The sequence below is a fragment of the Microbacterium sp. SCPM-O-B-15248 (M128) genome (assembly GCF_058214835.1).
In genome coordinates, this window is sequence record NZ_JBYQLI010000007.1 from 155,450 (window position 1) to 176,798 (window position 21,349).

At 72.1% G+C, this 21,349-nt stretch carries 20 protein-coding genes and 2 riboswitches; of the genes, 8 read left to right on the forward strand and 12 right to left on the reverse strand.

Going from position 1 to position 21,349, the window contains the following annotated elements; genetic code table 11:
- Positions 1 to 69: 69 nt before the first annotated feature.
- Genes AC3E6M_RS13080 through AC3E6M_RS13095 form a run of 4 tightly spaced genes read right to left on the reverse strand, consistent with a single transcriptional unit; the run spans position 70 to position 4,110 of the window.
- Positions 70 to 1,218 carry a glycerol dehydrogenase gene (locus tag AC3E6M_RS13080; RefSeq protein ID WP_490530166.1) on the reverse strand — a complete coding sequence of 383 codons (1,149 nt, stop codon included), beginning with the start codon at positions 1,216 to 1,218 and terminating at the stop codon, positions 70 to 72.
- 29 nt (positions 1,219 to 1,247) lie between these two features.
- Positions 1,248 to 2,288, reverse strand: a complete 1,041-nt coding sequence (locus AC3E6M_RS13085; RefSeq protein WP_490530167.1) for an NAD(P)-dependent alcohol dehydrogenase — start codon at positions 2,286 to 2,288, stop codon at positions 1,248 to 1,250.
- Positions 2,285 to 3,067 carry a metal-sulfur cluster assembly factor gene (locus AC3E6M_RS13090; protein ID WP_490530168.1) on the reverse strand — a complete coding sequence of 261 codons (783 nt, stop codon included), beginning with the start codon at positions 3,065 to 3,067 and terminating at the stop codon, positions 2,285 to 2,287. The genes AC3E6M_RS13085 and AC3E6M_RS13090 overlap by 4 nt, the downstream gene beginning before the upstream one ends.
- Positions 3,067 to 4,110: an amidohydrolase family protein gene (locus tag AC3E6M_RS13095; RefSeq protein WP_230007101.1), complete on the reverse strand. Its 1,044-nt coding sequence runs from the start codon at positions 4,108 to 4,110 to the stop codon at positions 3,067 to 3,069. Before AC3E6M_RS13095 ends, AC3E6M_RS13090 begins: the two co-directional genes overlap by 1 nt.
- 165 nt (positions 4,111 to 4,275) lie before the next feature.
- Between AC3E6M_RS13095 and AC3E6M_RS13100 the strand changes: the two genes are divergently transcribed.
- On the forward strand, positions 4,276 to 5,736 hold the full coding sequence (locus AC3E6M_RS13100) for an AAA-type ATPase lid domain-containing protein (RefSeq protein ID WP_490530169.1): 1,461 nt from the start codon (positions 4,276 to 4,278) through the stop codon (positions 5,734 to 5,736).
- Positions 5,737 to 5,746: 10 nt separating this feature from the next.
- On the opposite strand, the gene rlmN is transcribed toward AC3E6M_RS13100, so the two are convergent.
- The gene (gene rlmN, locus AC3E6M_RS13105) at positions 5,747 to 7,030 is read right to left on the reverse strand and encodes a dual-specificity RNA methyltransferase RlmN (protein ID WP_230007103.1); all 1,284 of its coding nucleotides are present in this window, start codon (positions 7,028 to 7,030) and stop codon (positions 5,747 to 5,749) included.
- Positions 7,031 to 7,238: 208 nt separating this feature from the next.
- Between rlmN and AC3E6M_RS13110 the strand changes: the two genes are divergently transcribed.
- Positions 7,239 to 8,084: a Cof-type HAD-IIB family hydrolase gene (locus AC3E6M_RS13110; RefSeq protein ID WP_490530170.1), complete on the forward strand. Its 846-nt coding sequence runs from the start codon at positions 7,239 to 7,241 to the stop codon at positions 8,082 to 8,084.
- A gap of 94 nt (positions 8,085 to 8,178) precedes the next feature.
- Here the strand turns inward: AC3E6M_RS13110 and AC3E6M_RS13115 are convergent, their stop codons facing one another.
- From AC3E6M_RS13115 to AC3E6M_RS13130, 4 genes are read right to left on the reverse strand one after another with little or no spacing between them, the layout of a single operon-like run.
- Complete coding sequence (locus tag AC3E6M_RS13115) at positions 8,179 to 9,009, reverse strand: SDR family oxidoreductase (protein WP_490530171.1); 831 nt, start codon at positions 9,007 to 9,009, stop codon at positions 8,179 to 8,181.
- Positions 9,006 to 9,782 (reverse strand): enoyl-CoA hydratase/isomerase family protein, encoded by a 777-nt coding sequence (locus AC3E6M_RS13120; RefSeq protein ID WP_490530172.1) that lies wholly within the window; start codon positions 9,780 to 9,782, stop codon positions 9,006 to 9,008. Before AC3E6M_RS13120 ends, AC3E6M_RS13115 begins: the two co-directional genes overlap by 4 nt.
- Complete coding sequence (locus tag AC3E6M_RS13125; protein WP_490530173.1) at positions 9,779 to 10,540, reverse strand: SDR family NAD(P)-dependent oxidoreductase; 762 nt, start codon at positions 10,538 to 10,540, stop codon at positions 9,779 to 9,781. The genes AC3E6M_RS13120 and AC3E6M_RS13125 overlap by 4 nt, the downstream gene beginning before the upstream one ends.
- A gap of 45 nt (positions 10,541 to 10,585) precedes the next feature.
- A complete protein-coding gene (locus AC3E6M_RS13130) occupies positions 10,586 to 11,557 on the reverse strand; it encodes a hypothetical protein (RefSeq protein WP_490530174.1) in 972 nt (323 codons plus the stop codon).
- A 140-nt stretch (positions 11,558 to 11,697) separates the two neighbouring features.
- Between AC3E6M_RS13130 and AC3E6M_RS13135 the strand changes: the two genes are divergently transcribed.
- A complete protein-coding gene (locus AC3E6M_RS13135; RefSeq protein ID WP_138177099.1) occupies positions 11,698 to 12,183 on the forward strand; it encodes a GNAT family N-acetyltransferase in 486 nt (161 codons plus the stop codon).
- A gap of 13 nt (positions 12,184 to 12,196) precedes the next feature.
- Here AC3E6M_RS13135 and AC3E6M_RS13140 read toward each other — a convergent pair whose 3' ends face one another.
- The 3 genes from AC3E6M_RS13140 to AC3E6M_RS13150 all read right to left on the reverse strand — a co-directional run bounded on the left by AC3E6M_RS13140 (position 12,197) and on the right by AC3E6M_RS13150 (position 15,071).
- Entirely contained in the window at positions 12,197 to 12,985 is a 789-nt protein-coding gene (locus tag AC3E6M_RS13140) for an energy-coupling factor transporter transmembrane component T family protein (protein WP_138177096.1), read from the reverse strand.
- Positions 12,982 to 14,433, reverse strand: coding sequence for an ABC transporter ATP-binding protein (locus tag AC3E6M_RS13145; protein ID WP_490530175.1), 1,452 nt, complete (start codon positions 14,431 to 14,433; stop codon positions 12,982 to 12,984). The genes AC3E6M_RS13140 and AC3E6M_RS13145 overlap by 4 nt, the downstream gene beginning before the upstream one ends.
- Complete coding sequence (locus tag AC3E6M_RS13150; RefSeq protein WP_138177091.1) at positions 14,433 to 15,071, reverse strand: ECF transporter S component; 639 nt, start codon at positions 15,069 to 15,071, stop codon at positions 14,433 to 14,435. Before AC3E6M_RS13150 ends, AC3E6M_RS13145 begins: the two co-directional genes overlap by 1 nt.
- Positions 15,064 to 15,173, reverse strand: a riboswitch (TPP riboswitch). Its footprint overlaps the gene before it by 8 nt.
- Before the next feature lie 37 nt (positions 15,174 to 15,210).
- Here AC3E6M_RS13150 and AC3E6M_RS13155 point away from each other — a divergent pair.
- The 5 genes from AC3E6M_RS13155 to thiD all read left to right on the forward strand — a co-directional run bounded on the left by AC3E6M_RS13155 (position 15,211) and on the right by thiD (position 21,265).
- Positions 15,211 to 16,809, forward strand: a complete 1,599-nt coding sequence (locus AC3E6M_RS13155) for a D-alanyl-D-alanine carboxypeptidase family protein (protein WP_490530176.1) — start codon at positions 15,211 to 15,213, stop codon at positions 16,807 to 16,809.
- 120 nt (positions 16,810 to 16,929) lie between these two features.
- Complete coding sequence (locus AC3E6M_RS13160; protein ID WP_490530177.1) at positions 16,930 to 18,279, forward strand: HNH endonuclease signature motif containing protein; 1,350 nt, start codon at positions 16,930 to 16,932, stop codon at positions 18,277 to 18,279.
- A gap of 43 nt (positions 18,280 to 18,322) precedes the next feature.
- Positions 18,323 to 18,414: riboswitch (TPP riboswitch) on the forward strand.
- Positions 18,406 to 19,197, forward strand: coding sequence for a hydroxyethylthiazole kinase (gene thiM / locus AC3E6M_RS13165; RefSeq protein WP_490530178.1), 792 nt, complete (start codon positions 18,406 to 18,408; stop codon positions 19,195 to 19,197). (Overlaps the previous riboswitch by 9 nt.)
- Positions 19,194 to 19,835, forward strand: coding sequence for a thiamine phosphate synthase (gene thiE, locus AC3E6M_RS13170; RefSeq protein ID WP_490530179.1), 642 nt, complete (start codon positions 19,194 to 19,196; stop codon positions 19,833 to 19,835). The genes thiM and thiE overlap by 4 nt, the downstream gene beginning before the upstream one ends.
- A complete protein-coding gene (thiD, locus tag AC3E6M_RS13175) occupies positions 19,832 to 21,265 on the forward strand; it encodes a bifunctional hydroxymethylpyrimidine kinase/phosphomethylpyrimidine kinase (protein WP_490530180.1) in 1,434 nt (477 codons plus the stop codon). Before thiE ends, thiD begins: the two co-directional genes overlap by 4 nt.
- The last annotated feature ends 84 nt before the right edge of the window (positions 21,266 to 21,349 follow it).

The following is a 21,349-nucleotide window of genomic DNA, read 5'->3' on the forward strand; positions in this document are numbered from 1 at the left end:
CGGCCGGACCTCTCGTGCCGGGGGCGCGGTCGACCGGGGGCGGAGAACGGTCCGCCCCCGGTCCCCCGTTCAGTGCCCGGCGACGTACGGGACGGGCTCGGGCAGCTTCGCCTCCTCGCGCACACGGCGCGCGAGACGCTCGATCGACGACAGAGCGGCCACGACATCGGCCGCACGCACCGCGAAGGGCATCGAGTGGATCGTCTCGCCCGGCACCGTCGCGAGCTCGGCCACTTGCGTGAGCTCCGGTGAGTCGGCCTTCAGCCCGATCTCGGTGAGGGTCGTGGGAAGCCCCACCCGCGTCGTGAACTCGATGAAGTCCCGGATGTCGGCGGTCGGCGCCCCCTCGAGGATCAGCTGGGCGACCGAGCCGATGTTCACCTTCTGTCCGTGCGCGAGTCCGTGCGTCTGGGGAGCCGCGGTCAGGCCGTTGTGAATGGCGTGCGCCGCAGCCAGACCGCCGGACTCGAATCCCAGCCCCGACAGCAGCGTGTTGGCCTCGATGACGCGCTCGACGGAGGGCGTGACCACGTGGTCGCGCACCGCGTCCAGAGCCGGGAGCGCGTTCTCCCACAGCACGTCCCAGCTGAGACGGGCGAGGGCCGTCCCGGTCTCGGTCGGCAAGCCGCCGGCCATGGTCTTGGAGGACGAGCGCGAGGTGGCGCGGGCCTCCAGCCACGTCGCGAGGGCGTCACCGACTCCGGCAGCGAGGAAGGCGGCCGGCGCATTGGCGACCAGCTGGGAGTCGACGAGCACCAGATCGGGATTGCGCGGGAAGAAGCGGTACTCCTCGAACGCGCCGTCCTCGGTGTAGACGACCGCGAGCGCGGAGGTCGGCGCGTCGGTGGATGCCACGGACGGCACCGTCACCCAGCGGATGCCGGCGAGGTACCCCGACGCCTTGACCGCGTCGATGGTGCTGCCTCCGCCGATCGCGACGACGACGTCGGCTCCGGACTCGCCGATGACGCCCACGAGCCGGTCGATCTCGCCCGAGCTGGGGATGCCGTTGAACTTCTCGCGGTGGACGGGCAGGCCGGCCGCCGCGAGCGAGGACTCGACGTCGTGCCCGACGAAGCCCCACACGACGTCGTCGGCGACGAGGAGGGGAGTGGACCCGATCGGGGCGAGGAACTCGCCCAGGCGGGTGATGGCACCGGGGCCCTGGACGTAACGTCCGGGGCTGATCACGGTCCGGATGGGAAGGTCGTGCGACATGGCGTGCTCCTGTGTTCTTTCGGGTGGGTTCACGGGATGAGGATGGCGCGGCCTCGGACGCGGCCGGCGTCGAGGTCGTCGATGGCGCTCTGGAAGTCGTCGAGGGCGTACGTGACCGTGTGCAGCGTCACGAGGCCCCGAGCGGCGAGTTCCATGAGTTCGGTGAGATCGGTGTAGCTGCCGACGAGGTTGCCGATCAGGTTGATCTCGGTCGAGATGATGTCGATCGTGGGCACGTCGATGTTCTCTCCGTAACCGACGACGTAGAAGTCGCCGGCGCGGCGCAACATCCGGATGCCCTCCGCGGTGGAGCCGCCCTCGCCCACGAAGTCGATGACGGCCCGAGCACCGGATCCTCCGGTGAGCTCGAGCACGCGGTCGACGTGGGAGCCGTCCGCGGATGCCACGACCGTGTGATCGGCCCCCAGCGACGTCGCGAGTTCCAGGGCGGCGGGGTTGCGGTCCACGACGATGAGCGTCGACGCGGTGAGCGCCTTGAGCACCTGGATGCCGATGTGCCCGAGCCCTCCCGCACCGATGACGACGCACTGGTCGGCGGGACGGAGCGTCCGCGCCGCCTTCGCGGCGGCGTGATACGCGGTCAGACCCGCGTCGGCGAGAGCGGCGACGTCGGCGGGCTCGAGGCTGTCCGAGATGCGCACGACGCTGCGCGCGCTCGTCTTGAGGTACTCGGCGTACCCGCCGTGCGTGTCGATCCCGGGGAATCGGCTGTTCTCGCAGTGCACGTCGTCGCCCGCACGGCACGCCCGGCACAGGCCGCACGTGATGAGCGGGTGCACGATGACCTTGTCACCGACCCGCACGTTCGTGACGGCCGTGCCGATGGCATCCACCCATCCGGCGTTCTCGTGCCCGATCGTGTACGGCAGCGCCACGCCCGACTTCTCCGACCACTGCCCCTCGAGGATGTGCAGATCGGTGCGGCAGACGCCCGCGCCGCCGATGCGCACGATCACGTCGAACGGGCCGGTGATCTCGGGGACGGGCAGTTCCGTGAGCTGCAGATTCTGGTGGTAGCCGACGACCTGGACGGCTCTCATGGTGGTCATGCGACGCTCTTTCGTGTGGCGCGGACGAGGGAGGAGACCGGGAAGAAGTTCTCGGCGGGGCGGGCGGACTGGTCGCCCTCGGCGCCGGGGTAGCGGGTGGCCAGCAACCCCCGACAGAAGTGGGCATTGCCGTCGATCGAGATCCGGGTCGATCGAGCGCGGCGGAGCGCGAGAGCGGCGGAGCCCGGCGCGCACGGCACGCCGCGATCATCGACCAGGACGACGGCGGCGCCGTCCAGACTCAGCCCGACGGCCGCGCGATGCCGCAGCAGCGCCGCCTTCGCCGCGTCGTCGGGCAGGTCGTCGAGGACGACGGCGGCCACGCCGTGCTCGTCGATGTCATCGCGCGCGCGCAGCAGCGCGGTGAGGGCGCGCTCCATGGCCGCGGTGTGCGCTTTGCGCTGGAAGGTCGCGCGCAACTCGTCGAGGTCGCTCTCGGCCTCGTGCCGGAAGGTGCCCCGGTAGCCGGCATCCGCCGCGAGTCCGCGATTGATGATCTCGGAGTCGTGGTGGTCGTCGATCTCGACCACGACGTGCCCGGCGTACGGAAGCGCGGTGAGCGCGTCCTTGGCATCCGAGGCCATCAGGTAGGCGAAGTTCGGCGCGCAGAAGGACGTGGGAAGACGCAAGTGCACCTCGACGCGATCGTCGTCGATGCGCACCGAGCGCACGAACCCGAGGTCGGTGATCGCCTCGTCGAGTTCGGGATCGACGACGGTGCCGAGGGCGTCCCGCACGTCCGCCTCAGTGAGGAGCGGACGGTCCACGACGGCGCTCATCACACGGCCGCCAGGTCGGCCCGCTCCGGCTGACGCGGGCCGGTCTCGGTCTCGTCGGCGTCGGGCAGCTGCAGTTCGGCGGGGACGGGGATGCCGTACATCTTCGCCGCATTCAGTCCGAGGATCTTCCGCTTCTGGTCCATCGTGAGCGGGGCGTACTCGGTCATGTCCTCGGGGATCTGGAAGTCGACGAACGCCTCGATCAGCCATCGCGGGGTCCACAGGGCGTAGTCGCTGGAGAACTGGATGCGGTCCTCGCCGATCCAGTAGATGAGCTCGCCGATGATCTGCGCGAAGTAACGCGGCCGCGTGTGGATGAACGGCATCGCCACGGCGAGGCCGCCGTGCACGTTGGGTTCCTGGGTGCCGATCCAGCAGAAGTCCTCCAGTCGCGGCAGCCCGACGTGCTCGACGATGAAGTTCAGGTCGGGGAAGTCGGTGGCGACATGATCGATGTCGGCGACGTCGAAGGCATCCCGGTCCAGGGGACGGATCGTGGGCCCCTTGTGCACGTGGATGTTCCGGATGCCGAGTTCTCGGCACGCCTCGAAATAGCGGTACGCCCACGGGTCGTCGAGCTTCCACCCGCGCGACTCGCCGTGCCATTCCGCGGTGTAGAGCTTCACGCCCTGCAGGCCGAAACGCTCCGCGTCGGCGCGCAAGCGGTCGAGCCCCGCCTCGCCGTACCGCGGATCGAAATTGTGGTTGTACGTCAGCTTCCCGGGGTTCGCCTGCGTCAGGGCCCACGCCTCCTCGGTCTGCCCGAACCCGTTCCGGTAGAACTCGCTCAGACGAGCCGGTTGGAAGATGGCGTGATCGACGTACCCGTCGGTGAAGAGGTCCTTCATGAACCTCTCGCCGCCCTGGTAGAGGTACTCCTCGTACGTCCACTTCTCCGCGTCCGGAGAGAGGTTCGCGTGATAGTCGTAGAAGCAGTCGATGAACTGCTTGCCGTGGATGTTGCGCTGATTCTCGGGTCGCGCGTCCCACAACGCCACATGGGCGTCGACGATGAAAAAGCTCTCGCCGTCCTTCTGATACATGACTGCTCCTTTGCTTCATGCTCCGGACCCTCGGTCCTTGCGGCCACGGTAGAACGTTCGGCACACGGCGCCCCCGGGCGGTCGTCTCAATTTGAGACGGCTGCCGATGACTTCCTCCGCGTGCCGTTCTAAACTCGTGGCACCCGGATCACTGCAAAGGCGCAGATGAACATCAACCCCTTGCCCTCACGCGCGCGGGTGCACTCGGCACCGCCCGCAAGCGTGCCACCGCGCCTGCTGGCATCCTGGCGTCGCAGTGAGAACTACGGCGTTCCCCTCGATGGCGTGCAGCCGGTGTTCACCGGCACCGCCGACGACGGGTCGCTGTTCACGGAGTGCGGACGCGACGTGCTCTCCGACCTGCGCACGACCCTCGATGGCGAGCCGGTCAGCCTCATGCTGACCGACGCGGAGGGTGTGGTACTGGAACGCCAGAGCGGCGACAAAGACCTGATCAAAGCCTTGGATCACGTCAACCTCGCGCCCGGTTTCTCGTACTCCGAACGCGAGGCGGGCACCAACGGACTCGGCCTCGCGCTCGCCGATCGGATGCCGTCCCTCGTCCGGGCCGACGATCACTACTCGCTGAGCCTGCAGGGCTACACGTGCGCGGCAGCCCCCATCTTCGACCCCGCCACCGGCCGGTTGGAAGGCGCGATCAACCTCACGACGTGGTCGGATGCGCGGTCGGGTCTGCTGCTGGCGTTGGCGCAGACCGCGGCGACGGCGACCGCGAATCTCATGCTCGCGCGCTCGCAGGGCCAGCGGCCTCGGTCCGCCGCCCGGGGCCAGGTGTTCCGTATCGAGGCCTTGCGGCGGCCTCCGGGCGACGAGAGTGCCCCGACGCTGTCGCCGGCGTGGGAGGACGCGCTCGCACAGGCGCTCGCCGCGATGCGCCCCGGTCGCATCGTCGCCGCGGTCGGAGAACGCGGGAGCGGCCGCGCCACGCTGCTGGCGCAGGCCGAGCGCCACGCCGATCCGCGCGGTCACCTGCTCGCCGTGCGCGCCCCGGTCCCCGACGAAGCGCTCTCCTGGCTCTCACTCTGGACGCCTGAGCTGCGCCACGCCCGCACCGGCTTCGTGATCTGCGACACCGACGACCTGCCCGCGGCGGCAGCCGAACGCCTCGCCGCGTCGCTGTCGACCGCGCGAGACACCGTCGCGGGCACGTACGGCGTGACGGCGGAGAGCTTCGACGCGCTCCCGGCTGCCCTCGTCCCGCTCATCGACGCGATCGTGCAGGTCCCGCCGCTGCGAGAGCGCACCGGCGACATCCTTCCGCTCGCCGACCACCTCGCCCGGCGTTTCCGGGGCCGGCCGGTCCGTCTGACCCCCGGTGCCGCCCGGGCACTGACCGACTACGCCTGGCCGGGCAACGTCGCCGAGCTCGCGACCGTCATCCGGGATGCCGCGTCACGCACCGACGAGATCGACGTCCGCCATCTGCCCTCGACGCTGCTCGCCCGCGCCGAGCACCTGCCACCCATCCGGGCCTTCGAACGCGACGAGATGGTGCGTGTACTCACCCGCCCCGGCATGACCGTCGAGCAGGCCGGCAGGGAGCTGGGGATGAGCCGCGCCACCGTGTACCGCAAGCTCGCGCTCTACGGCATCCGCCTGTCGTAGCGGTCTCGCGTCAGGCGACCGGTGTCGCAGCGGCCGCGGCCTCGTCGTCTTCGGTCGCGACGAGCTGCCCGCACGCCCCGTCGATCTCTTTGCCGCGGGTGTCGCGGAGGGTCGTCGGGATGCCGGCGTCGTTCAGCCGTCGCACGAACTCGTTCTGCACCGGCACGTCGGAGGCCGTCCAGATCGAGCCCGGTGTGGGGTTGAGCGGGATGGGGTTCACGTGCACCCAGCCACGACCGCGGGCGTTGAGCTTTTCGGCCAAGAGGTCGGCGCGCCAGGCGTGGTCGTTCATGTCTTTGATGAGGGCGTACTCGATCGAGACGCGGCGTCCGGTCTTGTCGAAGTAGGCGCGGGCGGCATCCAGGGCCTCGTCGACCTTCCAGCGCGAGTTCACCGGGATGAGCTCGTCGCGCAGGTGATCGTCGGGTGCGTGCAGCGACAGGGCGAAGGTCACCGGGATGTCTTCGTCGGCGAGCTTCTTGATCGCCGGGACGAGCCCCACGGTCGACACCGTGATGCCGCGCGCGCTCATCCCGAGACCGTGCTCTTTGTCGACCATGACGCGCACGGCCTGCATGACGCGGGCGTAATTCGCCAGCGGCTCGCCCATCCCCATGAACACGATGTTCGACACACGGTCGAGCGAGTGGTCGTCGCTCTTCTTGCCCCCGAGGCCGCCTTCGGCGATGAGCCGGTTGGCGCGGACGATCTGCTCGATGATCTCGGCCGCCGACATGTTGCGCGTGAGCCCCGCCTGGCCCGTGGCGCAGAAGGGGCAGTTCATTCCGCACCCGGCCTGGCTCGACACGCACAGGGTGATGCGGCCCGGGTAGCGCATGAGCACCGACTCGACGAGGGCGCCGTCGTGCAGCTTCCAGAGGAACTTGATCGTGTCGCCGCGGTCGGTCTCGAGGCGCCGCACCTCGGTCAGCAGCGGGGGCAGCATCCCGGCGACGAGCTCGTCGCGACCGGATGCCGGCAGGTCGGTCATCGCGGCCGCGTCGGACGTGTAGTGAGTGAAGTAGTGCTTCTCGAGCTGCTTCGCGCGGAAGCCGGGGAGCCCGAGCTCCTTCACCTTCGCGACGCGCTCGTCGGCCGTGAGGTCGGCGAGGTGGACCGGGGGCTTGCCGCGCTTGGGGCTGGCGAACTGCAGCAGCGGGCGGCCGGTCTCGTCCTTCGCCTGCTGCCAGCCTTCGGTCTTCGGGCGCACCTGACGGATGCCGGTGTCGGCCGGGGCCCCCGCGGGACGCACCTGCCGGGGCTTGGTCTCGCGCACGGGGGTCTGATCGGTCATGCCTTCCAGGGTACCGGCGAGCACCTGCACCCCGGCTGGGCGCTCCCCCTCGCGTGAGGGGTCAGTATCTGTCGCCTGGGAGCCCCCTCGGCGACAGATCTTGACCCCTCACGCGGTGAGCCGCCGCCGGTACGGTGGCTGGGGAGCGGCGTGCCTGCCGCCTCGAGACCCGACCGCCATGGCCCGGCGGCCGATCCACGGAGTACACATGACCCGCATCGCCTTCCTCGACGTCGACGGCACGATCCTCGAGCACGGCTCGCTGATCGCCCCGTCCACCGTGACCGCCATCCGCCAGGCGCGCGCGAACGGCCACCTCGTGTGGCTGTGCACCGGCCGCGCCGAGGGCGACATCCACCCCGACGTGAAGGCGATCGGCTTCGACGGCGCCATCAGCAACGGCGGCGCCTACGCCACTCGCGACGGCGAGATGGTGGTCGCGCACCCGATGCCGCGAGCCGATGTGGCCGCGATCGAGGGGTACTTCCAGGCCCACGGCATCCACTACTTCCTCCAGACGCACGACGCGGTCTTCGCCTCGCCGGGCGTCGAGCCCGTGACGCGCGAGTACGTGCGCGCGCGTCTGGCCGAACGTGCCGCGGAGCTGGCTGCGCAGGGCATCGACGCCCCCGCCACGACGTCGATCCCGCGTGCGCGTCCGCTGTCCGAGATCGACCGCGATCGCGTGGCCAAGGCCGTGTTCATCAGCCCCGCTGTCGACACCGTGGCGCACGGCGCGCGGGAGCTGGGCGAGAGGTTCCACGTCATCCCGGGCTCGATCCCCCTACCCGGCGGGTCCAACGGCGAGATCGGGCTCACGGGTGTCACCAAGGGCGCGGCGATCCTCGAGGTGCTCGAGCTCCTCGGCCTGGACGCAGCGGATGCCATCGGCATCGGCGACAGCTGGAACGACGTCGAGATGTTCGAGGTCGTCGGCACGCCCGTCGCGATGGGCAACGCGGAACCGGAGCTGCAGGCCCTGGCCGGTCGCGTGACGACCGCGGTGCTCGACGACGGCGTGCGCAACGCCTTCGCGGAGCTGGGGCTGATCTGAGGTCGGCGCCGCCCCACCGATAAACGCTCTGGCGAGTGAGACACGCCTCCGCGCGGCGTTTCCCACTCGGCAGAGCGTTTATCGACCCGGGGCGTCAGTCCAGGAAGATGTCGGGGTACAGCGCGGCGTCGGGGGTGCCGGGGACCGCGGCGTAGCCGGAGAAGTCTGTGACGCCGGCGGCCTCGAGCACGTCCTCGACGATCAGCGTCTGCCCGGTCAGCTCGCGCGCCGGTGCCGTGAGCACCTCGTACGCGGCGTCGGCGTAGATCTCCGGCGTGCGCGAGACGGCCATGAGCCGGTCGCCGCCGATGACGTTCCGCACCGCCGCCGTCGCGATCGTCGTCCGGGGCCACAGGGTGTTGGCCGCGATCCCGGCATCCGCGAACTCCGCGGCCAGGCCGAGGGTCGCCATCGTCATGCCGAACTTCGCGAGGCTGTAGCCGGTGTGCGCGCCGAGCCACTTCGGCGTGACGTTCAGCGGCGGCGACAGCGACAGGATGTGCGGGTTCGCGGCATCCGTCAGCATCGGGATCGCCGCGCGCGACAGCAGGAACGTCCCGCGGACGTTCACGTCCTGCATGAGGTCGTACTTCTTCGTCGCGAGGTCGAGCGAGCCCGACAGGTCGATGACGCTGGCGTTGTTGACGACGATGTCGATTCCGCCGAACTCCCCCGAGGTCTTCAGCACCGCTTCGGTGATCGACTCTTCGTCGCGCACGTCGCCGACGATCGGCAGCGCCCGTCCGCCCGCGGCCCGGATCGCCTCGGCCGCCGTGTGCACCGTCCCCTCGAGCTTCGGGTGCGGAGTGTCGGTCTTCGCCAGCAGCGCGATGTTCGCCCCGTCGCGCGCGGCGCGCAGCGCGATCGCGAGGCCGATGCCGCGGCTCCCGCCCGACATGAGGATGGTTTTTCCGGCGAGCGTCACGCTGATCCTTTCGCGGAGCGGGCGGCGAAGGCGGCTGCCCGCGCCCGCGCCTCGGGGGTGTCGAAGGCCGCCCCGATCGTGGCGGCCTCGTCGGCAAGGTTCTCGGCGAACGTCCGGCCGGCGCCCACGCGCACGAGACGCGTCGCCTGCCCGAACGCCGCGGTCGCCCCGTCGAGCCAGAACCGGGCGATCGCCTCGACCCGCGCCGCCACGTCACCGGATGCCACGACCTCGGCGACGAGCCCCCAGTCCCGGGCCTCGGCGGCGTCGAGCATGCGGTCCTGGAGAAGCAGCTGCAGCGCCCGACGCTGGCCGATCGCCGCGGGCAGCAACGTCGAGACTCCCAGGTCGGGAGTCAGCCCGATGTTGGCGTACCGGCTGACGAAGCGCGCGTTCTCGCTCGCCACGACGTAGTCGGCGGTGAGCATCAGCCCGAGGCCCCCGCCCGCGACGGCCCCCTGCACCGCAGCCACCATCGGCAGCGGTGCCTCGACGAAGGTCCGGATGCCATCGTGGATCGCTTCCGCGGTCTCGGTGACCTCGGATCCCGAGGCGTCTGTCGTCGCCATCGCCACGACGTCGCCGCCGGCGCAGAACGCGGGGCCCGTGGCATCCAGGATGACGGCTCCCACCGCCGGATCGGCGGTCACCTGCTGTGCGACCTCGCGCCAGCGACGCGCCATGGGGAAGTCCATGGCGTTGAGCGAGGCGGGGCGGTCGAAGGTGACGCGGGCGAGCCCGTCCGCGACGTGGAGCAGGATGCCGTCGGTCATTTCGGGGCCATCCGGATCGCGCCGTCGAGACGGATGGTCTCGCCGTTGAGGTAGCCGTTGTCGACGACCGCGAGCACCAGGCGCGCGTATTCGTCGGGGGCGCCGAGGCGGGAGGGGTACGGCACCTGCTGGCCGAGCGAGTCCTGCGCGGCCTGCGGCAGTCCCTTGAGCATGGGGGTCTCCATGATGCCGGGGGCGATCGTGACCACCCGGATGCCATGGCGGGCGAGCTCGCGCGCGATGGGCAGGGTCATCGCGTGCACGCCGCCCTTGCTGGCGGAGTAGGCGGGCTGCCCGATCTGCCCGTCGAAGGCCGCGACACTGGCGGTGTTGACGATCACGCCGCGGTCGCCTCCCTCGCTCGGCTCGTTCGTGGCCATGAGCGCCGAGGTCTGGGCGATCACGTTGTACGTGCCGACGAGGTTGATCCGCACGAGCCGCTCGAAATCGGCGAGCGGGGTGGGGCGCAGGTCGCGATCGAGCACCTTCGCCGGCGGGGCGATCCCGGCGCAGTTCACGACGACGCGCAGCGGACCGGCCTCGGCGGCGAGGGCCGCGGCGGCAGAGACCTGCTCAGGATCGGTCACGTCGGCCGCAGCGAACGCCCCTCCGATCTCGTCGGCGATGTCGGCACCCGCCGACGAGGGCAGATCGACGATCGTGACGTGCGCGCCGGCGGCGGCAACGCGGCGCGCGGTGGCCAGGCCCAGGCCGGAGGCGCCGCCGGTGACGAGGGCGGATGCACCCGTGATGTCCATGCGTTCTCCTTCGAAGCAGAAACCGAGTGTCACTCTACCCGGGACTCAGGATCGCGGTCGCCACACCCGGACCCGGCCACGGGTGCGCACGGGGTGGGTGCGCACGGCACCGGTGGACGCGCCGTCCGTGAGCAGGGCGAGTTCGTCGGCGCTCCACCCGTGCGCCGTACGCAAGCGCTCCGTCAGGGTCGCGACGGCGTGCGGAACCGCCACTTCGACCCCGCGCGGCACGTTCACGGCGTCGGGGTCGATCGCACGCGCCGCATGACGCAGATCGCTCTCGAGTCCGCGCACGCGGTCGGCCCCGTACGCAGCGGACGCGAGACGCCAGTCGCCCACCACGACGATCGCTCCCGCGGGCCGGTCCGGGCGCGGCGCCGGCACGCGCACGACCGCCCCGCGCAACTGCGCGACCGCGATGCCGATGCCGAGCACGACGAGCGCACCGACGATGGTGGCGGGCACGAACGAGAACGCGGCCGCGTACGGCGGCGAACCCCAGCCGGTCACACCGGCGACCACGAGCCGCAGCACCGAGAAGACGGCGTACCCGGTGGTCGCCACGGCGATCGTGCGCATCGCGCGCCGCGGTCGAGCGGACGACTGCAGTGCGGACCACGCGCACGCGCCGCACGCGATCGCGAGGACCGCCACCTTGACCGCGAGCGAGGCCGGCAGCGGCACGATCGTCGTCACTCCCGCCACGGCGACGGCCACGACGAACGCGCACACGGACGGCCACAGCACGCGGCCCCCGTCGAGGGTGCGGACCGCCACGAACAGCAGCAACGGCACGAGCACCATGCACATGTCACCGACGGCGAGCGAAGGGCGCCCTCCCCCGCTCCCATAGACGAGGTACAGGGCACTCGCCCCGACGGCGGCGACCCCGGATGCCGCCGTGTACCGCAGGAACAGGGTGAACACTCCCGGCGCCCCGACGTGCGGCATCGCGACGAACAGCACACTGGCGACGACCGCGACGCTGAGCCCGAGGAGAGCGAGCGACAGAGCCACCGCACCCACCTCCCCCGTCTCACCGCCCGCTCCCACGCGGAGGCGAGGACTCAGCGTAGCCCGCGACATCGGCGAATCCGGACGTGTTCACCGCATCGTTAGCCCCACTGTCCTCGGCCCCTTCGCTTTACGCTGGATCGATGCGTTTCCACGTCGAACACGTCGATCTCGACGATCCGCGAGCGCTGGCGCTCCGCGGCATCCTGGATCTCGATCTCGACGAGCGCTACCGCGAGGTCGACGCGGACGACCCGCCCGAGGCGGCCGCGCAGCGCAGCGCCGCCCTCGCGATCCACCCCGCCGACGTCGTCGCGACGCTCCTGGCGGTGGATGCCGATGGCTCGGCACTCGGACACGTCGTGCTGCGTCGCCTCAGCGAGGAGTGGGAGCTGAAGCGGCTGATCGTCACCGCGGCCGCCCGCCGACGCGGCGTGGGTCGCGCGTTGACCGAAGCGGTGGTGACGCGAGCCCGCGACGGCGGCGCCCGGCGCGTGATCCTGCAGAGCGGGAGGATGCAACCCGAGTCGCTGGCGCTCTACGCCGCCGCGGGCTTCACCCCGATCCCGGTGTACGAGCCGTACATCGCGACGATGCCGGACTCGCTGTGCTTCGAGCGAGTGCTCTGACCCGCGCGCTCCGTCACCCGCCGACGAACCGGAACGCCCCCGTCGCGACGGCGACGGACAGCGCCACACCGATCAGCACCACGGCCCCGACGAGGGCGACGGCGTCCCGCGGGTGCAGCCGCGAGGGACGCGCCCACGTGCGCTCGGTGTCGGCACCGAAGCCGCGGGCCTCCATCGCCGTCGCGAGCATCGTGCCGCGGCGCACGGCGAAGACGAGCAGCACGAAGGCCATCGAGAAGAACCGTCGCAGGGCTCCGCGGTCGCCGAGACCGCGCGCCCGTCGCGCGAGGGTCATCGTCCGCCAGTCGTCGACGAAGAGTCCCACCGTGCGGGCGCCGGCGAGCACGCCGAGCACGAACCGGCTCGGGAGCTTCGCCACCTGCGCGAGGGCATCTGCGAGCTCGGTGGGGTCGGTGCGGCCGAAGAGGAGGATCGTCGGCAGTCCCAGCGCCACGACGCGCACGAGCACCGCGATCGACAGCGCGATCGAGTCGTCGCTGATGGTGGCGAACAGGAACTGTCCGTAGACCGTGCCGCCCGGCCGCGCGTACAGCAGCATGCTGAAAGCCGCGATCGGCGCGAACACCGCGACGGGGACGAGTCGGCGCAGCACCGTCGCGTACGTCAGCCCCGTGAGCGGGACGCACAGGAGTTCGAGCGCGACGGCGGTCGCGGCACTGACGGCGTCGAGCGTGACGAACAGCGGCACCGAGAGCACGAGGGCGATGACGATCCGCGTGACCGGATTGACGCCGTCGAGCCACGCGATCGCCCGCGCCGGACGCGTGAGAAGCCCGGTCATGCGGCACCCCCGAGGTCGATCCGGTGCTGCCCGAGGTGCCGGACGACGTCGGCGTCGTGCGTGACCGCGACCACGGTGCGACCGCGCGCGATCTCGCGCTGCAGGAGGCCGACCAGTTCGCTCCATCCCCGCCGGTCCTGACCGAACGTCGGCTCGTCGAGCACGATCACCGCGGGCGACGACGCGAGGACCGTCGCCACCGAGAGGCGGCGCTTCTGTCCGCCCGAGAGCGTGAAGGGGTGGGCGTCGGCGAGGGATGCCAGATCGAGCCGCTCGAGCAGCTCGTCGACGATCGCGTCGACCTCGGCCGTCGGCATCCGCAGGGCCCGGGGACCCACTGCGAGTTCGTCCCGCAGAGTCGACGCGAGGAACTGGTGCTCGGGCTCCTGGAACACCGTGCCGATGCGGGTGAGCAGCTCGGTCGACCGCCAGCGCGACGGGCGGCGCACGCCCCTCGCGGCGAGCGCCGCGGAAGCGACCACTTCGCCGGAGAGTTCGGGCAAGAGCCCCGCGAGGGTCAGGGCGAGCGTCGACTTCCCGGCGCCGTTCGGTCCCGTGACCACCGTCCCCGCGCCCTCGGGTGCGGCGAGGTCCAGACCGGAGAGCACGGGCGTGCGCCGCTCGCGGCCGATCGTGAGAGAGGTCGCCGAGAGTGCGGCATCCGTCATCGACGAGACCGGGGGCAGCACCGGAAGATCGACCGGGCGCCCGGGCACCCACACCCCCGCCGCGGCGAGCGCCTCACCGTGCTCGGCGAACACCCACGCGGGCGGACCGTCCGCGAGGAGCCCCCCGCCGGGCGCGAGCACGATCACGCGGGTGACGAGGTCGGCCCACACCGCCGTGCGGTGCTCGATGAGCACGAGGGTCGTCTCGCCGCGGTCCACGATCCTCCCCACCGCGGCGCGCACCTCGCGCACCCCGTCGGGGTCGAGGTTGGCCGTGGGTTCGTCCAGCAGCAGCAGCCCCGGCCGCATCGCGAGCACGCCCGCGAGCGCCAGCCGCTGCTTCTGCCCGCCCGACAGCGCCTTCGTCGGGCGGTCGAGGGGCACGTCCAGACCCACGGATGCCATCGCCTCGGCGACGCGCGCCGGGATGAGGGCGGGCGGCACCCCGAGGTTCTCGCAGCCGAACGCCACGTCGTCGCCGACCTTGGACAGCACGACTCCGCCCTCGGGGTCCTGCACCACGAGGCCGATGCGGCCGCGCTGGGACTCGGGGGCCGCGCCGTCGACCCGGATGGCGCCCGTCGCCTCGCCCTCGTCGCTGCCGCCGAGGAGTCCGGCGAGCCCCGCGAGCAGCGTCGACTTGCCCGCTCCGGACGCCCCGAGCAGCAGCACGCGCTCACCCGGTTCGATCACGAGGTCGACGTCGCGGGTCGCCGGCAGCCGCCGGCCGGCGTACCGCCACCCCCAGCCGTCGACCTCGACGCGCGCCGGATGCGGCATCAGACCTCGCGGCGGCGTTCGCGTCCCGCGGCGAAGCGGCTGAGCGCGCCGCTGGCGGCGAGGGCGCGCACCAGCAGCCATCCGACGAGGCCGGCGAGCAGAGCGCCCGAGACGACGAGCGTGCCGAGGTAGAGCAGGTTGAACTCGACGGTCTTGAGGATGTTCGGCGAGCTGCCGACGAAGAACTCCAGTACCCACGCGCCGATACCGGCGCCCGCACCCGCGAGCATCGCGACCGGGAGCGTGAAGCGCAGATAGAGGAACGCGAGGAAGATCAGTTCGGCGCCGAGTCCCTGCGCGAGCCCCGAGAAGATCGTGCTGATGCCCCAGACGTTGCCGATGAGGGCGGACACGATCGCGGCGACGAGTTCGACCAGCAGCGCCGCACCGGGCTTGCGGATCACGAGCCCGCCGACGACACCGCCCAGCAGCCAGATGCCGACGGCGATGCCGCCGAGGCCGGGCGTCAGGCCGTCCATCGCGGCGAACCAGAGGCCGCCGACGGTGTTCCAGCCCCAGAAGACGAGGCCGATCGCGACACCGAGCACGGCGGCGACGACGATGTCGACGACCCGCCAGCGGAAGCGGTCGGACGTGGCGACGGCGGGGGCCGTCCGGGCAGACGTGGACGTGTGCATTGTTTCTCCTCCCTGCGCCGGCATGATCCGGATCAGGTTCGACGGTCGAAGCGTGGATCGCTTCCTCTCAGCCCGGCTCACCGGACTCCCGTGGTTGTGGTTCCCGAGTATAAGCCGGTGGCCGGGGTAGCGTGGGCGGGTGCACGACCAGACCCCGGCCACACGGCGCGAGCTGCGTGACCGGGACGCGGAGCCGGACACAGCTCCCGGCGCAGACGTCACAAAGCCGGAGAGCGGCCCGGCCGTCGCGGAGCCGGAGCCCGGTCCGAGCGCTCGGGACGCGGAACCCGCAGCGCACGCCACGGAGCCGGAGCCCGGCCCGACGAGCCCCGCCCCGTCCCCCGCCGCACCCGCACCCGCCCCATCCCCCGCCGCACCCGCCCCGGCCGCGGAACGCGTGCTCATCGGCGGGCCGATCGCCCTCACGTGGATCGATCCCGCCGCGACCACGGCGCCCCGCCCCGCACCGGCGTTCGCCCTCACCGGCCCCGCGACGCGCTCCCCCGACCTTCTGGCCGGTCGCCGCCGCCGGGCGCTGCGTCCGGGGACCGTCGTCCCGCCGCTGCTGATCCTGCTCCTGGTCGCGGTCTACGCCGCGGTCACTCTGCTCTGGCCGCTGAACGCCGTGCCCCCGCGCGTGCTGCCCCTCGTCGTGCAGCCGCTCGCCGCGCCCGCCGCCGCCCCGGCCTGGCCCGCCCAGGGCGAAGCCGCCGTCGCGGTGCAGGGCATGCCCGACGTGCTGTCGTCGGCGAACGCCCCCGAGTCGATCGCGAGCATCACGAAGGTCGTCACGGCCTTGCTCGTGCTCGAGCGTCTCCCGCTCGCGCCCGGCGAGCAGGGTCCGACGTACGCGTTCACCCAGGCCGACAGCGCCGACTACTGGCAGTACCGTGCGCGGGGCGAGTCGTCTCTCGACGTCCCCGTCGACGGGACGCTCACCGAGCTGCAGATGCTCCAGGGCATGCTCGTCGCCTCGGCCAACAACTACGCCCAGCGCTTGGCATCCGATCTCTGGCCCTCCAACGACGACTTCGTCGCCGCCGCAGCGAACTACCTGGCCCAGCGGGGCATCACCGGCATCACGATCGTGAACCCCACCGGGATCGAAGCGGGCAACACCGCCACCCCGGCCGCCCTCATCGCCCTCGCCGAGAAGGCGCTGCAGAACCCGGTGATCGCCGAGATCGTGCGCACGCCCGAGCTGTCGCTGCCGGGCGCCGGATCGTTCCGCAACGGCAACCCGTTGCTCGCCGACCCCGGTGTCGTCGGCATCAAGACCGGGACCCTGGATGCCTGGAACCTGCTGTCCGCGAAAGACCTGATCGTGGGCACGACCACCGTCCGCGTCTACGCCGCCGTCCTCGGACAGCCGGGGCCGGACTCACGCGATCAGGCCAGCCGCGACCTCTACGCGCGTCTGGCCGACGAGATCCAGGTGCGCACCTCCGTGCCCGCCGGGACCGCCGTCGGGCGTGTCACGACACTGTGGGGCCAGGACGTCGCGATGGTCACCGCCGAGGACGCGCGCAACGTGCTCTGGAACGGCGCGGCCGCCCAGCCGACCACGTCGTTCGACCTCGGTGACGCGCGCGACGCGGGCGAGACCGTCGGCACGCTCGTGACCACCGGTCCGCTCGACGCCGACACCGTCGACGTGCGCCTCGAGACCGACATCGAGCCGCCGAGTCCCTGGTGGCGGCTGACCCATCCGCTCGACCTCCTGGGGCTCAACGACTGAGGGACGGGCCGGCTCCTCGCCGCGTAACACCCCTCCTCCACAACCCGGCGCGACCGCGTTCTCTCCCCCGATCGCGGACGCGCGGCATTCGATGTCGGAGGTCGTCGCTAGCATGCACACATGTCTTCTCGCCGCCCCTCCGACTCCCCCTCCACGGGCCCGACGGGCGACCCGGTAGGACTGTCCGCGGTGCTCGACGACGTGCTCCGTGCGGGAGCCGTACTCGCCGCCGCCGAAGTGGCCCGCACTCGCGCCCTCGCGGCGGCGGGGCATCTCGCTCTCGACGTGATGGCCGATCGGCGCACCCATGTCCGAGCTTCCGAGATGGCGTTGCGCGAGGTCGCGTCCGAGCTCGCTGCGGCCGAGAATCTCTCCGACCGCGGGATGCAATCGCAGATCGACCGTGCCATGACCCTGGTCGACGATTACCCGCAGACTCTCGCCGCATGGGAAGGCGGGGCGATCACCCGCGCCCACGTCCACGCGATCGTCGACGTCGGCTCGCCTCTCCCCGCCGATGCGCGCGGAGAGTTCGATCTGCTCGCCGTCGCAACCGCCGAGGGCCTCAGCCCCGGCCGGTTGCGATCGCGTCTCGCGGCGCTCGCCGAACGCCTGTATCCGACCACGCTGACCGAACGTCACCAGCGCGGCCGTGACGCGCGGTGTGTCCGCATCGTCCCCGGGCTCGACGGCATGTCCGACCTCGTCGCGACGTTGCCGACGGTGCTCGCGGTCGGAATATTCGACCGACTCAGTCAGCAGGCCCACGCGGTCATCGACGCACGAGACGAGACGTCCGAGTCGAACTCGGATGATCGGACCACCGCGCAGCTTCGCGCCGACATCCTCGCCGACCTCCTGCTCACCTCGGCCCCCGGCGCCGATCCCACCCGTACCGACGACGGGCCCGGCATCCTCGGCAGCATCCGCGCCCGGGTTCACGTGGTCGTCCCCGCCCTGACGATGCTTGCCCCCGGGCGTGAGAATGCCGATCCCGCCGAACTCGTGGGGCACGGCCCCCTCGACGCAGGCACCGCACGCGCTCTCGCCGAATCGACCGCGCTCCCCTGGGATCGGGTCGTCACCCACCCCGTCACCGGCGCGGTACTGCACACCGACACCTATCACCGCGGCACCGCGATCGACCGGTACCTCCGCGCTCGAGACCGCCACTGCCGGTGGCCCGGTTGCACCGTTCCCGCGAACCGTGCCGAGGTGGACCACACCCACGACTACGCGCTGGGCGGCGTGACCGACGTCACGAACCTCGCCCACCTGTGCCAGCGGCACCACACGCAGAAGCAGTTCACCCGATGGAGCGTGACCCAACTGCCCGGTGGGGTCCTCCGCTGGACCAGCCCGACCGGTCGCACCTACACCGACGAGCCGCTCCCGTACTCTCCCGCCGTGCGCTTCGTCCCCGACGATCCACCTCCGCCCGACCCGGATGAACCCGCGGCACCCTTCTGAGGCCTCGCGCCGCGGTCGGGCGATGCACCGTGCTAACGTCGCCCGCAGTGACACGGGGTGCCCTTCGGGGCTGAGAACACACCCGTCGAACCTGATCTAGTTCGTACTAGCGAAGGGATGTCGCGAATGGTCGTTCGCACGTCGTCGTCTCCGTCCAGCCCCGCCGAAGCTCTCGCCGCTCTGCGGTCCGCGCCACCGCTCGTGCAGTGCATCACCAACGCGGTGGTGACGAACTTCACCGCGAACGCGCTGCTCGCCGTCGGCGCCTCGCCCGCGATGTGCGACATCCCCGGTGAGGCCGGGATGTTCGCCGGTGTCGCCGGGGGCGTCCTGGTGAACCTGGGCACCCCGACCGCCGAGCAGCGCGAGGCCGCGCGCGAGGCCGTCGCCGTCGGCACTCCGTGGGTGCTCGACCCCGTCGCCGTCGGTGCGCTGCCGGTGCGCACCGCGCTCGCGCACGAGCTCCTCGAGGCCGGGCCGGCGATCGTCCGCGGCAACGCGTCCGAGATCCTCGCCCTGGCCGGCGCCGGGGCCGGCGGCCGCGGCGTCGACTCGACCGACACCCCCGACGCCGCTCTCGACGCCGCCCGCGCCCTCGCGGTCCGCACGGGCGGCACGGTCGCGGTCTCGGGCGCGGTCGACCTGATCGTGGATGCCGACCGCACGGCGCGCGTGCCCGGCGGCAGCGACCTGCTGACCCGGGTCACCGGCGGCGGGTGTGCCCTCGGCGCCGCGATGGCAGCGCTCCTGCCCGGCGCCGCGCCCTTCGACGCCGCGGTGACCGCGAGCGCGATCTGGGCGGTCGCCTCCGAACGGGCTGCCGCGGTGGCGGCCGGGCCGGGCTCGTTCGCGGTGGCGTTCCTCGACGCCCTCGCGGCGATCGACCCCGCCGACCTCGACGGGCGGGTCGCGGCGTGAGCGCGGTCGACCTCCCCCTCCACCTGGTCACCGATCACCGCATGCCGTTCGCCCGCGTCGCCGAGATCGTCGACGCCGCCGCGGGCTCGCGGGCGAGCGTGATCCAGTTCCGCGACAAGACCGGGAGCGGACGCGATCTGTTCGACCGGGTGCTCGCCCTCACCGACGTCATCGCCGGCCGCGCCGCGTTCGTCGTCGACGACCGGGTGGACGTCGTCCTCGCGGCCCGCGACGCGGGCGCCCGTGTCGACGGGGCGCACCTGGGGCAGAGCGACCTGCCCGTCGTCGCCGCGCGCCGCCTGCTCGGGCCGGACGCGCTGATCGGCTGGACCGCGAACACCCCGGAGCACTTCACCGCGGCCGCCGCCCTCCGCCCGGGAACCGTCGACTACCTCGGCGTCGGGGTCATCCGCGCGACCGCCACGAAGCCCGACCACCCGCAGCCCCTCGGGATCGACGGTTTCGCCGGGCTCGTGGCATCCGCTCCCCTGCCCTGCATCGCGATCGGCGGGATCGAGGTGGGCGATGTCGCCGCTCTCCGGCGGGCCGGTGCCGCGGGCGTCGCGGTGGTCTCGGCCGTGAGCGGTGCCGCGGATCCCGCGGCGGCGACGCGGGCACTGCGCGAGGCGTGGGCATGATCCCCCGTGTGCTGAGCATCGCCGGGACCGACCCCACCGGGGGTGCCGGCATCCAGGCGGATCTCAAGTCGATCGCCGCGCTCGGCGGGTACGGCATGGCCGTGGTCACCGCGCTCGTCGCGCAGAACACCCGAGGGGTGCGCGAGGTGCACGTGCCGCCCGTGGCGTTCCTCGACGCTCAGCTGCGGGCGGTGAGCGACGACGTCGAGATCGACGCGGTCAAGATCGGGATGCTGGGGTCGGCCGAGGTCGTCGCGGTCGTATCCGCGTGGCTCGACGAGGTGCGCCCCGCGATCGTCGTGCTCGACCCGGTCATGGTCGCCACGAGCGGCGACCGTCTGCTCGACCCGGATGCCGAAGACGCGGTGCGCACGCTGTGTCACCGCGCCGACCTCGTGACGCCGAACCTTCCCGAGCTCGCGGTGCTCGTCGGGGAGCCGGTCGCCGGCGACTGGGACACCGCCGTCGCGCAGGCCCGGTCGCTCGCCACCCGCGCCGGCACCGCCGTGCTGCTGAAGGGCGGCCACCTCGCCGGACCCGACAGCCCCGACGCCGTCGTTGACGCCACGGGCGTGCACCTCGTCCCCGGCCGCCGCGTCGCGACCCGCCACACGCACGGCACGGGCTGCTCGCTGTCATCGGCGCTCGCGACCCTCGCGGCCCACGGCCTGGACTGGCCCGCCGCGCTGACCCGCGCGAAGCGATGGCTCACCGGGGCGCTCGAGAACGCCGAGGCCCTCCACGTCGGTCACGGAAACGGCCCGATCGACCACTTCCACGAGCTGCGGCCGCACCTCGACCTGGGCGCGGCCTGGAGCGCCGAGCGGTGGGCGGCCACGGCGGCGGTGCGCGCCGACGTCGATCGGTGCGCGTTCGTGCGGGGACTGGCATCCGGGGACCTCGATCGCGAAGCCTTCGCCTGGTACCTCGGCCAGGACCTGCTGTACCTGCGCGAGTACGCCCGCGTGCTGGCACGCGCCGCGGCGCTGGCCCCGACCGCCGACGAGCAGCGGTTCTGGGCCGCGGCGTCGGTCTCGTGCCTGGCCGAAGAGGCGGCGCTGCACGAGTCGCACGTGGATGCCACCGGCCTCGAGCCCGCACCCGACACCGTCGCGTACACCGACCACCTGCACGCCGTGTCGGCGGGCGGATCGTACGCGGTGCTGGTCGCGGCGGTGCTGCCGTGCTTCGTGCTGTACACCGATATCGGCGCCCGCTGGCGCGGCACGTTCGACCCCGACCACGCCTACGCGGACTGGCTCACGGCCTACGGCGACGAGGTGTTCGCCGCGTCGTCCGCCGAGGCGTCCCGGATCGCGGATGACGCCGCCCGATCGGCATCCCCCGCCGCCCGCGGCGCCATGTCCGCGGCGTACGTCCGGTCGATGCGGCTGGAGCTGGCGTTCTTCGAGGCGCCGCTGCGGGGGTGAGTCGGCGGCGTGCCGAACTCCTGAGTTTTCGCGGCGGGGCCTCCCCGGCTCGCTCGAGGAGACCTCGACCGGCGTAATTCTCAG